This window comes from Loktanella sp. Alg231-35 (assembly GCF_900143545.1).
Taxonomy (GTDB): domain Bacteria; phylum Pseudomonadota; class Alphaproteobacteria; order Rhodobacterales; family Rhodobacteraceae; genus Yoonia.
Genome location: NZ_FREV01000002.1, coordinates 88,073 through 102,097, shown reverse-complemented (window position 1 = coordinate 102,097; position 14,025 = coordinate 88,073). Strand labels below are relative to the sequence as shown.

Genomic DNA, 14,025 nt, shown 5'->3' with positions numbered 1-14,025 from the left:
CAAGTCCATAGGATTCAAAATATGTGCAATTTACACATTTTATGAAACGGATCATGATATGAAACTCAGAACGCATTTGATCATCACAATCGCCACACTTATCGGGGGCTGCTCGACCACCGACTTGCAGCAACGACCGGCCATCACCGGCGCGCAGACGCAGGCGGTCATCGAAGCTCCTGTTATGGCTGAAGCAATGCCAGTAGCCCCTGCCATGGTCATTGTCCCGCCGCCATCGCCACGGGTCGCACCTGCGGCGGGGGTCGTCACAGCTGGCGATATTGACGACACGCTGAACCTTTCGGCTTTCCTACGTTATCAGGGCGAAGCAAGCTCCGAATTGCGCCTGCCCAAGGCTAACTTCAACCGTCCTGTGCTGGCGCAATTGCGCGGCTCTGATGGCGCACCCGCGCCCGGCGTGCGTATCACCCTGCACGAACCCGGCGCCGCCGACCCGTTCTATGATGGCTATTCCGGTGTTGATGGAAACGTCACAGTATTCCCTGCGACATTGGGCCAGTCACGGCTTCGCACGGTCGAGATGCGCGCGTTTCCTGACACTGGTGGTCCCGCAGTCGTGACGACGCTCCAAACCGGACAAACGCAGCACGCCGTGACCTTGCCATTTACGGGCACATGGTCGCCCGACTTTCTTGATCTTGTCTTTGTCGTCGACACCACCGGCAGCATGGCGGATGAATTGTCATGGCTCGCCCAGGAAATCAGAGAGATCACGCGCAACGCTCAAAGTGCGGCACCAGGCGTCGACATTAGGTTTGGGCTGGTCGTCTACAAAGCGCCCGCCGACCCTTATGTGATCAAAAGCTACGGTTTCACCCGCAATCTGACGCAATTCAGGCAGTGGGTCGCGTCAGAGCGCTCCTCAGGGGGTGCCGGCGGGCCAGAGGTGGTCGCAGACGCCTTGCAAGCCGCGATGCAGCTGGACTGGCGGCGCGGTCGTGGTGAACGCTTATTGTTTCAGGTCGGAGATGAGCCACCGCGCGCCTCCCAAACCCGGACCTATTACGATGCAGCGCGAACCGCTGCGGCCAATGGCATTCAGATCTTTGGGCTGGCGGCCAGCGGGGTTGAGGATCGATTGGAATTTCTCATGCGCCAAGGATCAGTGGTCACCGGTGGTCGTTACCTGTTCCTGACTGACGACAGTGGGGTGGGCTTTAGCCACGCGGAACCCACCGTGTCGTGCTATCAGGTGACGCGTCTGAACGACCTGATGGTGCGTGTCCTGCGTTCAGAACTCACCGGTCGCCGCGTTGAGGCGGCACCCTCTGATGTTATCCGCGAGGTTGGCAGCTACGACAACGGCAGGTGCCGAAACTAGCGCGGTGCGGCTTAATCGTAAGCCGCGTCCACGATAAATTCGACCTTCAACTCTGTCCGCGCCAGCTTTGCCTCTCCGCAGGCGCGTGCAGGGGCATGACCGGCAGGTACCCATGCGTTCCAAACTTCGTTCAAGCCGGCAAAGTCCTTCATATCCGCAAGCCAGATGGTGACGCGAAGCATTTGTTCACGTGAAGATCCGGCTTTGATCAGCAGCGCATCAACCTTTTCAAGGCAAATACGTACCTGTTCCTGAATGGTGTCACCTTCGGCCACCTGCCCGGTCAGATATGCCACGCCATTGTGCTTAACGATTTTGGAAGAGCGTTCACCGGTTTCGATACGTTCGATCATGTCTGACATTCCTATGTGCGTTTGCTCTCTTATGGACACAACAACAAAGGCAAGGCAAACTTGAATTCGTTGAATGTATTTCAGGAAACCTGAAAATGGCGATCAAGATTGAAATGCTCAAGTGCTTCACCGCAGTTGTGCAACATGGCAGCCTGTCAGAGGCGGCGGAAGAGTTGGGGCGCACGTCTTCGGCGGTGTCGATGATGCTCAAACAATTCGAGGATCACGTTGGGGTGCCGTTGTTTGAAACCGCACGCAAATCGAAACTGACTGCCTTGGGTGCCTTGATCTACGAAGAGGCGCGCCGCGAAGTCAGCCACTTTCAGAACTCTGTGGCGGTTATCGAAGGGCTCAGCCGGTCCGACTTTGGCTATCTGCGCCTCGTCGTCACGCCATCAGTCGCCAAGAACCTGCTGCCCCATGTGATCCTGCGCTTCACACAGCAATTTGCCGGGGTTCAAATCGATATACGCGACATGGATTCCGCCGCAATCGAGCATGAGTTGCTACATGAACGTGCCGATATCGGCATTGGCACCTTATCACCCGTCGGCGATCTGACCCGGCGCGAGCTTTTCAATGACCGCTTTGGTGTGGTGTGTCAAAAAGACCACCAGCTGGCCCGCGACTGGGATCAACTAGGTTGGCGTGACATGCAGGATCATGTGTTGATCGCTAACGGGCTGTCCAACCTGATCACCGATCCGGACTTTGAACCGATCCTCGCCAAATCCCGCCTGATGGTCCCCAGCATCACCTCGCTGTTGGGGTTGGTGCGTGCAGGCGTCGGCATATCGGTTCTGCCGCGCTTGGCCGTCTCGCAGGAACAGGATGATATCGTTTTTCTGCCACTGCGGGACGTCACCGCCCGTCGCACGGTGCACATCGCGTCGCAGCCGCACGCAAAGCTGATGCCCGCGGCGCGCGAGTTCCTCGCATTGGTGTCAGAGATGCAGCAAAGCGGCACGCTGTTTCCCGACCCATAATTCAGCAAGGCTGAATTAATCTACACTAATTCTTGCGTGCCTGAATCAGCTCTCTCGCGTATTGTGCCAAAGAGCACTTATGCGAATGCAAGAATTTGGGGACATGGCATGCAAAACTTGAACTATATCGCAGGCGAATGGGTTTCGGGCAGCTCCGAGATCGAGAACAGAAATCCATCCGATCTGAGCGATCTGGTCGGCACCTTCGCGCAGGCCTCCTCTGATCAGTTGGTTGCCACCCTTGATCAGGCCCGCCGGGCGCAGGCCGAGTGGGCCGCTTATGGTCTTGAGCGCAAGCAAAACGTTCTGATGGCTATCGGCAACGAAATGATGGCCCGCGCCGAAGAGTTGGGCACATTGTTGTCCCGTGAAGAAGGTAAACCGCTTGCCGAAGGCAAAGGCGAAGTGTTCCGCGCCGGTCAGTTCTTCACCTATTACGCCGCCGAATGCCTGCGTCAGATCGGCGAAAATGCCGATTCCGTGCGCGACGGCATCGAAATTGACGTGCGCCGCGAGCCGGTGGGCACAGTCGCGATCATCTCGCCTTGGAACTTCCCGACTGCCACAGCATCGTGGAAAATCGCGCCCGCGCTTTGCTACGGCAACGCCGTGGTCTGGAAGCCCGCGAATGTCACACCCGCCTCTGCTGTTGCACTGGTCGAAATCATCTCTCGTCAGGACATCCCCAAGGGCCTCGTGTCTTTGGTCATGGGGGCTGGCGGTGCCATCGGTCAACGTCTGGTCGAAAGCCCCAAGATCAACGCGATCAGCTTTACCGGATCGGTCCCCGTCGGCAAAGGTATCGCCGCAGCCGCGATCCAGAACCTGACCAAGGTGCAGATGGAAATGGGATCGAAGAACGCGCTGGCCGTCATGGACGACGCGGATCTCGACCTTGCCGTCACGCTGGCACTTGGCGGCGCGTTTGGGGGTTCTGGTCAGAAATGTACCGCGTCCTCGCGTCTGGTTGTGCATCAGGGCGTGCATGATCAATTCGTCGAAAAACTTGTCGCCGGTGCAAAGGCGATGAAGGTTGGCCACGCCTTGGAGGCAGGCACGCAACTGGGCCCAGTTGTATCCGAACAGCAATTGAACGAAAACCTCGCCTACGTCGATCTGGCGGCAACCGAAGGCGCCGAACTGCTCTGCGGCGGTCAGCGGCTAGAGATGCCGACCGAAGGCTATTACATGTCCCCCGGCGTGTTCACTGGCACCACCAACGACATGCGCATCAACCGCGAAGAGATGTTTGCGCCACTTGCATGTGTTATCCCTGTTGGCGGTTACGAAGAGGCATTGCATGTCGTCAACGACACCAACTTTGGCCTGACCGCTGGCATCGTCACTACAAACCTTGCGCGCGCCACCCACTTCCGGCGCAACGCGCAATCGGGCTGCGTGATGGTGAACCTGCCAACCGCTGGCACCGATTACCACGTACCATTCGGCGGGCGCGGTGACAGCTCTTACGGGCCGCGCGAACAAGGCAAGGCGGCGGCTGAATTCTATACCACGGTCAAGACCGCTTACATTTCATCGGGGACACCGCTCTGATGCGAATCGACAATCTCCAATATGCCAATTGGTCGGAGAAAATCTTTCGGCAGATGCGCGAAGGGGGCGTGGACGCGGTTCACGTCACCATCTCGTATCACGAGAATTTCCGCGAAACCGTCCTGAACTTTGAACAGTGGAACAGTTGGTTCGAACAGTACCCTGACCTGATCATGAAGGGCCAATGGGCGGGCGACGTGGACAAAGCCCGCGAAACCGGGCGCACCGCGATCTTCTTTGGATTTCAGAACCCGAGCCCGATTGAGGATGACATCGGCCTTGTCGAAATCGTCCACACATTGGGCGCGCGGTTCATGCAGCTGACTTATAACAACCAGTCGCTTCTGGCGACGGGTTGCTATGAAGCCGAAGACACCGGCATCACCCGCATGGGCAAACAGGTGATCAAAGAAATGAACCGGGTTGGGCTGGTCGTGGACATGAGCCATTCCGCAGATCGGTCGACGATTGACGCCGCGGACATCTCTGAGCGGCCTATCGCGATTACCCATGCCAATCCCTACGAATGGTCGCCCGCGTTGCGCAACAAAAAGGATGATGTCATCCGCGCGGTCACCGAAAACGGCGGCATGCTCGGCTTTTCGGTCTACCCGCATCACCTGAAAGACAAATCAGACTGCACGCTGGAAAGTTTCTGCGAAATGATCGCCCGGACAGCCGAGAAATTCGGCGCAGAGCACCTCGGGATCGGCACAGATCTGTGTCAGGACCACCCAGACAGCGTTGTCGAATGGATGCGGGTCGGGCGCTGGAGCAAGGAAATCGACTATGGCGAAGGCTCTGCAACCGCCCCCGGTTTTCCGCCAATGCCGTCGTGGTTCAACGACAACCGGGATTTTGACAATATCGAACGCGGATTGCGCGCGACCGGTCTAAGCGAGACAGAGACGGCCGGGATCATGGGCGACAACTGGCACCGCTTTTACGCAGAGAACTTTATCCCAACGCAGTGAAAGGACACATCATGGGCGCAGCTCTGAACCCTGCATCAGACATCCCGCAGCGCGACCCGGCAACGGTCATGCGGCTTGCGCGTCTTGGGTCCTTTCACCAGTCGCGCCTGTCGTTCATGCGGATCCTCACCCGGCGGATGAAGCGCGAAGCCTGGACCTTTTCACGGCCAGTTTTCGAGATTGATGCAAAAGGTGTTGGACACGCGATCTATTGCACGCATACGCCTGATCGAACCTATTCGCTTGTGGCATTTGCCCATGATCTGCCAGCAGAAAAACGATCAGACCGGGTGATCGCAGAGGCTTGGGACAGCACTTTCACCATGTTTGACGGCGTGCCAACCGACGCCGATATCGAACGCCTGCGCGCGAATATCCCTCTGCAAGAGGCAGGACGTGTCACCGAATCCGAACTTTCTGTGTCGCGGGCCAACCGATCCGTGCGGCTCTGGGACTATATGGTGTCCTGCCTTGCCGATGGACAGCAGCCCGATCCGGCCGAGGTGGCCAAGGTTGGCTACTTGATGCGCACAACGGCGGTCTATGGGTCTGGCAAACTGGGCGCTGCCGACCGTGAGGTGATCGCAGGACGTCCTGAATGCGCGGCGCCGTTCCAGATCGAGATGCTCTCGGTCTTCCTCACCCGCACTTACGTGCGCGATCTGATGCAGCATATGGCAAACCTAAAAGGTGGCGACCGCACCGCAACGCTTAGCCCCGAAACGGCGCGCAGCATGGGAATCGGCAACTCGACCGGGCTTGGCATGGCACCATTCATCGTCAATCACCCAATGCTGTTCAACAACTGGATCGCCGCCCGAGAAGAGGCAATCGCACGGGTGCGTAGTCTGGCAACGGCAACTGTCGCCGATACCCGGCTGTTCACCGATCTGCTAGCGCGCTCTGTACAATCTGCGGCGCTGTGGCGGTCCGAACACCCCATCCAGATTGAGAAACTGGATGAATTGCGGCAGGATTTGGCGACACTAACCGCACATGTGAACAGCGCTGATTTGCAGTCTGATCACCCCTGGGATCGCCTGTACCAATGGGCCGCCGGTCATCTTGGCGTTGATGCTCAGGAATGCCTCGCGTCACTGATGCTGGAACCCTACGGTAACATCGTTGACGATTTGGCCGACACGATGGCCCACACCCAAACCGACACATTCCGCATTGATGGAACAATGTCTGTTGGCAAGCTAAAAACCGTCTTGGATGATGCCTACGACTGGGCGCTCGACGTTGATTGGAACGCCAAAGAGCACTGCGCCCGCGCATGGTATGTCTCTGCCGAAAAGCTGGAACCGCGTTTAGGTGAACGGTTCGAAGAACCCATCGCACCATACGAACAACCACTGGCCCCCGGCAGAGATGCAGCGGCACTGCGCACTGCCCTTGCCGATTGGGCACCTGATGACGCCATCGCGGGCTTCCTGCTTGCCTGCCCAGAGCATCGCCATACGGTCAGGCGCGCGCAGATCGTCGCGCGCGCGCCCTATGCCGAAATTCGCGACAACACTATCGGATCGGATCTGCTGCCTATCGATATGCTGCGCTGTAAACTGTCGTTCTTTGGTGCGATGCATTTTGATCCACGCTCGGACCGTTGGGTGCGAATCTGCATGTTCGGCAACGCGCCCTACCCCGAAGAGCTGCAATCGCGCGACGCTGATCTTTGGCCCTACCCAAACGGTGCTGTTGAGACATCATGAGTTACTCTCTCAATGAAATAGAGGCCTTGGCCAAACGGGCCGCTCGCGGCGGCGGGTTATCCTGGGGCATATCCGAAGAGGCCGCAAAGGCGGTGCGCTGGCTCACCTCGCACGGGTTGCCGGGTGGCGAAGCACTTGCGGGGCTTCTTGGTCAGAATGATGGCGTTGCATCGGATCAGGTCGCACCGGGTGATCTAGATGACGTGTGGCATGCGTCCAACGGCGCGCTTTGCCCCTTGATCAGCGGCGCGGCCCTGAACGATTACGCAGAGCGATTGGCGGCCGGCACCGATATCACCATGCGCGATGTCAGCTATCCGTTGCTGGTGGTGCCCTTTGCCGCTTGGGCCGCGATGCACATCAAGGCGCAGGTTGGTGTGTCATGGGGTGGAATGCGTGTTGTGACGGACGGCAATGGGCTAGGCATTTCTGACGCGGACGACGCGCTGCTAGTCACAAAAACCCCGCAATTGTCCTGCGCACAAGTGACTACTGCCACTGGTGCGTTTTCTCAGCCTCTGTCGCGTGGAGAGGTCAGCCCAGGCGCTTGGGCCACACTGAACGACTTTGCACAACGGACCTACGCCCCCGCAACCGAAGCATCCCGGCGCCTTGGGGCTGGGGCGGGTGTGTCAGACAACGACTAGGGTCAGGCCACCGCTTGGGCGATCTGCTTCATATGTCGCAAGTCCGTACCACAACACCCCCCAAGAACAGCAATGGCGGGGTGTTTGCGATGGATCTCGGCGAGTTGCTGACCCAGTTCTTCCGGGTTGCCGTCATCAAGGACCTCTGCCTTATCTAATTCTGCGTGGCTGCATCGCGATGCGTTGGCGACCACACCCCGCAGACGTTTCATCCAAGCCTGCCCTGTCAGCGTTCCTGCTATATGGTCAGGATGGGCGCAGTTGATCATGAAGTATGAGGCATAGCCCTCGGTCGCCGCATCCACGGCCTCAATCGCGTTGCCGATGGGCATGCCGGTCGGCAGGCAGCCATCTGTTTCCACGGTGAAGGAAATAATGACCGGCAATTGTGACTGCTGCGCGGCGCGGACAATGCCGATGGCTTCCTCTGGATAGGCGAGCGTGTAGCCACTGATCACATCCACCTCCGTCTCGGACAAAATGCCGATCTGTTCAGCGTGATAGTATTCAGCATCTTCGGCTGACATCTGCGCCGCAGGCGCATAGGCATCACTTCGGGGGCCGACATTTGCGCTAATGATGATCGGAACGTCGTCTTCTCCTGCTCTGGCATCAGCCATCAGCGCAACCCCCTGCCTGTTCCTTTGGGCCAAGGTTTGCAGATCATAACCGATCGCCGCGCCGCGGTCGCGATTCGCCACCCACGTGGGGCTCTCAAGTATGACGCCAAGGTTATGAGCACGCGCCAGGCTGATCATATCAGTGCAGTACCCGCGCAGACGCCTGCGTCCGTCCTCTGTTTCCAGCAGCGGAAAAGACGCAAAACCCGGCAGATCGATCCCCTGATTGAATATCAGGTCCGTTTCCATACCGACATACGCCAGAAAGACGCGCCCGCCTGCCTGTGGCAAATGACCATTCTGCGGTGTCATGACGATCCCCTCTATCCCAATCAGGATAAGCCTGAGGCGAAGGCTCCGGTGACGCAATATCTATATGGTGCGCGAACGCACCAAAAAAGCCACCGCATCAAAGATGCGGTGGCTTTTCCATCTCTATCTGTTCAGGGTCAATCCGCGGTCAGCAACGGCGGCTTATCTCCACCACCCGTAATCCGGCCCTGTGCAGGCGCTTCATACTTGAGGTCCAGCTCGCCTTTCTTGACACCAACCTTGACGATGCCACCTTTGACCAGTTTGCCAAAGAGCAACTCTTCCGCGAGCGGTTTTTTGATGTATTCCTGAATGACGCGGCCCAACGGACGCGCACCCATTTTTTCATCATAGCCTTTGTCGGCCAGCCATTCAGCCGCGCCCGTTGTCAGTTCAATATGCACGTTGCGATCAATCAGCTGCGCCTCAAGTTGCAGCACAAACTTTTCAACGACCTGCATGATCACCGGTTTCGGCAGCGCGCCAAAGCTGATCACCGCATCCAAACGATTGCGGAATTCTGGCGTGAACGTCCGCTCAATCGCGGCGGTATCTTCGCCCTCTCGGGTTTCACGGCCAAAGCCCAACGCGTTCTTCGACATTTCAGCCGCACCCGCATTCGACGTCATGATGATGATCACATTGCGGAAATCGGTAGTGCGCCCGTTGTGATCGGTCAGTTTTCCGTGGTCCATCACCTGCAACAAGATGTTGTAGACGTCAGGGTGCGCCTTCTCCATCTCATCGAGCAGCAGCACGCAGTGCGGGTTCTGATCGACGCCATCGGTCAGCATGCCGCCTTGGTCAAACCCGACATAGCCGGGAGGCGCACCAATCAGGCGCGAAACGGCGTGCTTTTCCATATACTCAGACATGTCAAAGCGCATCAGCTCTACACCCAGCGTATCGGCCAGTTGCTTTGCCACTTCGGTCTTACCTACGCCGGTTGGGCCCGCGAACAGGTAGTTGCCAATCGGCTTTTCAGGTTCACGTAGCCCCGCACGCGCCAGTTTGATCGCAGACGACAGGGCTTCAATCGCCGTATCCTGACCAAAGACAACGCGCTTCAAAGATTTCTCAAGATCCTTGAGAACTTCTGCATCGTCTTTCGACACGTTCTTAGGCGGAATGCGTGCAATCTTCGCCACGACATTCTCGATCTCTTTCGTACCGATCGTCTTACGACGTTTGCTTTCAGCGACCAGATGCTGTGCCGCACCCGCTTCATCAATCACGTCAATCGCCTTATCGGGCAATTTCCGGTCGTTAATATAACGCGCCGACAGTTCCACAGCAGTTTTGATCGCATCCGCCGTGTATTTGATACTGTGATGCTCTTCGAAATAGGGCTTCAAACCCTGCAAAATCTTGATTGAGTCAGGGACCGAAGGCTCTTTCACGTCAATCTTCTGGAACCGGCGTGACAACGCGCGGTCCTTTTCAAAGTGCTGGCGGAATTCCTTATATGTGGTCGATCCCATGCAGCGCAGCTTGCCACCCTGCAACGCTGGTTTCAGCAGGTTGGACGCATCCATGGCACCACCAGAGGTCGCACCAGCGCCGATCACGGTATGGATTTCGTCGATGAACAGCACCGCATCAGGATGTTCTTCCATCTCGGTCATCACAGCCTTTAGGCGTTCCTCAAAATCACCGCGATAACGTGTACCAGCCAGCAATGCGCCCATATCAAGCGAATAGATCGTTGCCTTCGATAGCACCTCTGGCGTTTCGCCATTCACGATCTTAAAGGCCAAACCTTCCGCAATCGCGGTTTTACCAACACCCGGATCACCTACCAATAATGGGTTGTTCTTGCGACGGCGGCACAGCACCTGGATGCAGCGTTCCACCTCATGCGCGCGGCCGATCAAGGGATCAACATCACCCTTGGTCGCCTTGGCATTCAGATCGACGCAGTATTTCGCAAGCGCGCTTTCCTTTTCTTCACCAGCTTCACTGGGCGCAATCGTCTCACCCTCCTCAGTGGAACCGGTCACAGGGCGCGCCTCACCAAAGGCGGGGTCTTTGGCTACGCCATGGGCAATGAAGTTCACCGCATCATAGCGGGTCATATCCTGCCCTTGCAGGAAGTAGGCGGCGTTGCTTTCACGTTCTGCAAAGATCGCGACCAATACGTTGGCACCGGTCACTTCACTGCGGCCAGAGGATTGAACGTGGATCGCCGCACGCTGAATAACGCGCTGGAACGCTGCCGTGGGCACGGCTTCTGACCCTTCAACATCCGTGATGAGGGTAGAAAGGTCATCTTCGATAAAATCTTCCAGATCCTTGCGCAAATCATCCAGATTGACCGAACAGGCGCGCATGACGCGGGTGGCATCAGGCTCGTCAATCAACGCCAAAAGCAAATGCTCCAGCGTGGCAAGTTCGTGTTTGCGTTCATTTGCCAGCGCAAGGGCGCCATGAATGGACTGCTCTAATGTGGTCGAAAATGATGGCACGTTCCGTGCTCCTTCATATCGGGGGTCGATGCTTGCCTTGGGCTTGCACCAACCGTGGCCTTATATCTTTAAAGTTTGGTTTTATTCGCCAACCTTCAAGGACTTTTTTTCATTTCGGCATCACAAATCTTGTGAAGCCCGTGATTTGACCCGTCTTTTGGCACTACAGCACAGCAAGATGGTCAAAATTTGTCTTTGCTGGCCCGGACATGTGCAAAGACCTCTGCATTTGATGCATCTGCCATGCCCAGCGCAGCCTTGAACGCCGGATCATCAGCGCGCAGGAAGGGGTTTGTGCGTTTCTCTTCGGAAAGGCTTGATGGGACAGTCGGCTGACCCGCATCGCGGGCCTTTGTGATTGCCTTGATACGAGAGATAAGGTCAGGATTATCAGGATCAAGGGTTGCTGCAAACCGGGCATTGGCGGCGGTGTATTCATGGCCGGAACAAATCACCGTATTGTCGGGCAGGGCGCGCAGTTTTTGCATACTGTCCCACATCTGGGCGGGCGTACCCTCAAACAGGCGGCCACAGCCCAGCGCCATTAGGCTATCGGCGGTAAAGGCAAGCCCGGCACTCGGCATGTGAAAGGCGATATGGCCGATGGTATGGCCTGAAACATCCATCACATGGGTGGCCTGACCGCAAACTGTGACGACGTCGCCTTCACGCACCGCCAGATCAAGATCGGGCAAGCGATGGGCATCTGCGGCGGCACCAATGACACGGGCAGTTCCGCGCAATGCGGCAACGCCAGCAATATGATCATCATGATGATGGGTGATCAGGATATCGTTCAGCACCCACCCCCGCGCGTCCAATGCGGCCTGAATCGGTGCGGCTTCGGGGGCATCGATCAGCGCGGTCTCGCCCGTTTGGGTGTTATGGACCAGATAAGCATAGTTGTCGCGCAGGCACGGCACGGTGACCAATTCAATCGCAGATGTCTTTGGCATGGAAATACGGCCTTTGCTTGATATGTTGCGAAAGTAGCTTTGCCCAAGGAGCGCTAAACCGCAATGCACCTCGATGTTTTGGATCTGCGAAAGTTCTACTATCGCAGCGCGCTTGGGCGGGCCGCGCAAAAGGTGATCCGTGATGAACTGGTGACCATGTGGCCCGAGGCAAAGGGGCAGATGGTTGTGGGCTTTGGCTTTGCCGTGCCCTTGTTGCGGCCCTTCCTGAAAGATGCACGCCGGGTGATCGGGCTGATGCCGGGGCCGCAGGGGGTGATGCCATGGCCTGCAGATGGGCAAAACGTCAGCGTGCTTTGCGAAGATACGTTATGGCCGATTGAAACCGGACATGTGGACAAACTGGTGATGCTGCACGGGTTGGAGACAACCGAACAGCCATCATCCTTGCTTGAGGAAGCCTGGCGTGTGCTTGGCCCCGGCGGGCGGGCGGTGTTTATCGTACCAAACCGGGCGGGGCTGTGGTCACGGTCGGATCAGACACCATTTGGCTTTGGGCGACCCTACTCGCTTAGCCAACTAGAGGCGCAACTGCGCAAACACCGCTTCGTGACGGAACGAACGCTATCAACGCTGTATCAGCCGCCTTCGGCACTTAGGGTCTGGCGCAAGTCAGCCGGATTTCTGGAACGAGTGGGGCATAACCTGCCGGTGATCGCAGCAGGGGGTGTGTTGATGATTGAGGTCAGCAAACAAATGGCAGCACCATCCCGGCCCGGCCTGACCGAGGCCGTGCGCAAACCGCTCAAAGCGCTAGAAGGGATCGCAAAACCCAAACCGAAACCCGAGAACGTACCAACCCGCGATATCGCGGACGATCCGCTTGCCTAGCTCTCTGAGGCGAGGACGAGCACCCAATAGAGATTACGACCCGAACCAGCGCGCGCGAGGGCGAAATCTTCAAAATTGGGGTTCACGTTGTTGCTCTGGTGACCCGGTGAATTCACCCAGGCACGCAGTGCTGCTTCTTCGCTCTGTTGGCCTTGCGCGATGTTTTCGCCCCAAGTACGCCAGTTATAGCCGGCGCGTTGAATACGTTGACCTGCATTCGAGCCATCGCTGCCTTGGTGACTAAAGAAATTGTTGGTCAACATATCATTCGCATGCGTTTGCGCAGCCACACCCAGACGGGCATCATATGTTACGCTATTGGCCCCATTCGCTGACCGCACACTGTTGAGCATTCCGCCAAAACTACGGTCCGTAGAATTGTCCATCGCCGTCATAGAGGCCTCGACGGAGGAGCCACCTGAACCACTAGAACCACCAGAACCCATACAGGCGGCAGTCATACAGATGGCGGCGGCGCAAAAAATACGGTTTTTCATGGTGATTCCCTCATGTTGCGTTACTGGCCTAAAACAGGCGGAACGGGTCACACAACATCAGTTCCCGAAGGACGCAGGTTCGGCAGGCTTATGCCGTTTTGGCATGGTGGGAAGGCGGAAACTGGTTAAATCAAGCTGGGATAATCCCAAAGCCCCTATGGTCCGGCCAGCCCCGGCGATAAGCTCAACGGTCTGACCAGAACGACATCGGGTGCACTAGCAAGAGCGCAAACTTCTGATCCGAACCGCTCCCGGCCTTACCAATTCCAAAGAACTCGAATTCGGCCAGTTCAAGAACGTCATCCATACCCTGATCGATACTACCTTCGATGGGGCCGCCAATCGGGCGGTTGCTAAATTCGTCGAACAAGACAGCGACGGTTTTATCGCCTTCAGCCACGAATTGCTCGATCTGTTCCCATCCAAGGCCAGCAGCATTCAAGTCATCGCCCATGTCTCGTTCGCCACCTCGTGGCCCACCAAAACCAGTGCTACCCATCTCATAGATGCTTAGGTAGTCCCGCTCAAACATATCGTTTGCATGGTTTTGCGCGATCTGACCGACCCGACCGTCATATACGAGGGGATCCAATCCTCCGGTACGCGCACCATTCAAGGTCATACCCATCTCAGTGTTCATACTCGCGCTCGGTGTACTAGGCGTGAGGTCAACGTCTCCACCTCCGCCACCACCAATACAAGCAGGCAGAGCCGCCAACGCCAAAACCGATACAAGATACTTCATGAATTCCCCT

13 protein-coding genes are annotated in these 14,025 nt (G+C 57.1%); 7 read left to right on the top strand and 6 right to left on the bottom strand.

Annotated elements, in window-relative coordinates; genetic code table 11:
* Positions 1-58: 58 nt before the first annotated feature.
* Positions 59-1,342 carry a vWA domain-containing protein gene (locus tag DHN10_RS04110; RefSeq protein WP_159086908.1) on the top strand — a complete coding sequence of 428 codons (1,284 nt, stop codon included), beginning with the start codon at positions 59-61 and terminating at the stop codon, positions 1,340-1,342.
* A gap of 11 nt (positions 1,343-1,353) precedes the next feature.
* Here DHN10_RS04110 and DHN10_RS04105 read toward each other — a convergent pair whose 3' ends face one another.
* On the bottom strand, positions 1,354-1,695 hold the full coding sequence (locus DHN10_RS04105; protein WP_108814498.1) for a RidA family protein: 342 nt from the start codon (positions 1,693-1,695) through the stop codon (positions 1,354-1,356).
* Positions 1,696-1,790: 95 nt separating this feature from the next.
* Between DHN10_RS04105 and DHN10_RS04100 the strand changes: the two genes are divergently transcribed.
* The 5 genes from DHN10_RS04100 to DHN10_RS04080 all read left to right on the top strand — a co-directional run bounded on the left by DHN10_RS04100 (position 1,791) and on the right by DHN10_RS04080 (position 7,571).
* Entirely contained in the window at positions 1,791-2,681 is an 891-nt protein-coding gene (locus tag DHN10_RS04100; RefSeq protein WP_108813997.1) for a LysR family transcriptional regulator, read from the top strand.
* A 108-nt stretch (positions 2,682-2,789) separates the two neighbouring features.
* Positions 2,790-4,235: an aldehyde dehydrogenase family protein gene (locus tag DHN10_RS04095; RefSeq protein WP_108813996.1), complete on the top strand. Its 1,446-nt coding sequence runs from the start codon at positions 2,790-2,792 to the stop codon at positions 4,233-4,235.
* A complete protein-coding gene (locus DHN10_RS04090) occupies positions 4,235-5,209 on the top strand; it encodes a membrane dipeptidase (RefSeq protein ID WP_108813995.1) in 975 nt (324 codons plus the stop codon). Before DHN10_RS04095 ends, DHN10_RS04090 begins: the two co-directional genes overlap by 1 nt.
* Before the next feature lie 11 nt (positions 5,210-5,220).
* Positions 5,221-6,924, top strand: a complete 1,704-nt coding sequence (locus tag DHN10_RS04085) for a hypothetical protein (protein WP_108813994.1) — start codon at positions 5,221-5,223, stop codon at positions 6,922-6,924.
* On the top strand, positions 6,921-7,571 hold the full coding sequence (locus DHN10_RS04080; protein WP_108813993.1) for a DUF3726 domain-containing protein: 651 nt from the start codon (positions 6,921-6,923) through the stop codon (positions 7,569-7,571). Before DHN10_RS04085 ends, DHN10_RS04080 begins: the two co-directional genes overlap by 4 nt.
* Positions 7,572-7,573: 2 nt before the next feature.
* Here the strand turns inward: DHN10_RS04080 and DHN10_RS04075 are convergent, their stop codons facing one another.
* From DHN10_RS04075 to gloB, 3 genes are all read right to left on the bottom strand, one after another.
* On the bottom strand, positions 7,574-8,503 hold the full coding sequence (locus tag DHN10_RS04075) for a homocysteine S-methyltransferase family protein (protein ID WP_108813992.1): 930 nt from the start codon (positions 8,501-8,503) through the stop codon (positions 7,574-7,576).
* Between the two features lie 137 nt (positions 8,504-8,640).
* On the bottom strand, positions 8,641-10,968 hold the full coding sequence (gene clpA, locus DHN10_RS04070) for an ATP-dependent Clp protease ATP-binding subunit ClpA (RefSeq protein WP_108813991.1): 2,328 nt from the start codon (positions 10,966-10,968) through the stop codon (positions 8,641-8,643).
* A gap of 182 nt (positions 10,969-11,150) precedes the next feature.
* Entirely contained in the window at positions 11,151-11,924 is a 774-nt protein-coding gene (gloB, locus tag DHN10_RS04065) for a hydroxyacylglutathione hydrolase (RefSeq protein WP_108813990.1), read from the bottom strand.
* 63 nt (positions 11,925-11,987) lie between these two features.
* Here gloB and DHN10_RS04060 point away from each other — a divergent pair, with 63 nt between their 5' ends.
* Positions 11,988-12,773 carry a class I SAM-dependent methyltransferase gene (locus DHN10_RS04060; RefSeq protein WP_108813989.1) on the top strand — a complete coding sequence of 262 codons (786 nt, stop codon included), beginning with the start codon at positions 11,988-11,990 and terminating at the stop codon, positions 12,771-12,773.
* Here DHN10_RS04060 and DHN10_RS04055 read toward each other — a convergent pair.
* Complete coding sequence (locus DHN10_RS04055; protein ID WP_234417004.1) at positions 12,770-13,270, bottom strand: CAP domain-containing protein; 501 nt, start codon at positions 13,268-13,270, stop codon at positions 12,770-12,772. The genes DHN10_RS04060 and DHN10_RS04055 overlap by 4 nt on opposite strands.
* A 184-nt stretch (positions 13,271-13,454) precedes the next feature.
* Positions 13,455-14,015, bottom strand: coding sequence for a CAP domain-containing protein (locus tag DHN10_RS04050; RefSeq protein ID WP_234417002.1), 561 nt, complete (start codon positions 14,013-14,015; stop codon positions 13,455-13,457).
* Positions 14,016-14,025 lie beyond the last annotated feature (10 nt).

Bases quoted from the DNA above. Each gene is read 5' to 3' on its own strand.
- DHN10_RS04090 (WP_108813995.1), top strand. From the start codon at position 4,235: ATGCGAATCGACAATCTCCAATATGCCAATTGGTCGGAGAAAATCTTT.
- DHN10_RS04100 (WP_108813997.1), top strand. From the start codon at position 1,791: ATGGCGATCAAGATTGAAATGCTCAAGTGCTTCACCGCAGTTGTGCAA.
- DHN10_RS04095 (WP_108813996.1), top strand. From the start codon at position 2,790: ATGCAAAACTTGAACTATATCGCAGGCGAATGGGTTTCGGGCAGCTCC.
- DHN10_RS04075 (WP_108813992.1), bottom strand. From the start codon at position 8,503: ATGACACCGCAGAATGGTCATTTGCCACAGGCAGGCGGGCGCGTCTTT.
- gloB (WP_108813990.1), bottom strand. From the start codon at position 11,924: ATGCCAAAGACATCTGCGATTGAATTGGTCACCGTGCCGTGCCTGCGC.
- DHN10_RS04080 (WP_108813993.1), top strand. From the start codon at position 6,921: ATGAGTTACTCTCTCAATGAAATAGAGGCCTTGGCCAAACGGGCCGCT.
- DHN10_RS04050 (WP_234417002.1), bottom strand. From the start codon at position 14,015: ATGAAGTATCTTGTATCGGTTTTGGCGTTGGCGGCTCTGCCTGCTTGT.
- DHN10_RS04085 (WP_108813994.1), top strand. From the start codon at position 5,221: ATGGGCGCAGCTCTGAACCCTGCATCAGACATCCCGCAGCGCGACCCG.
- DHN10_RS04105 (WP_108814498.1), bottom strand. From the start codon at position 1,695: ATGATCGAACGTATCGAAACCGGTGAACGCTCTTCCAAAATCGTTAAG.
- DHN10_RS04110 (WP_159086908.1), top strand. From the start codon at position 59: ATGAAACTCAGAACGCATTTGATCATCACAATCGCCACACTTATCGGG.
- DHN10_RS04060 (WP_108813989.1), top strand. From the start codon at position 11,988: ATGCACCTCGATGTTTTGGATCTGCGAAAGTTCTACTATCGCAGCGCG.
- DHN10_RS04055 (WP_234417004.1), bottom strand. From the start codon at position 13,270: ATGAAAAACCGTATTTTTTGCGCCGCCGCCATCTGTATGACTGCCGCC.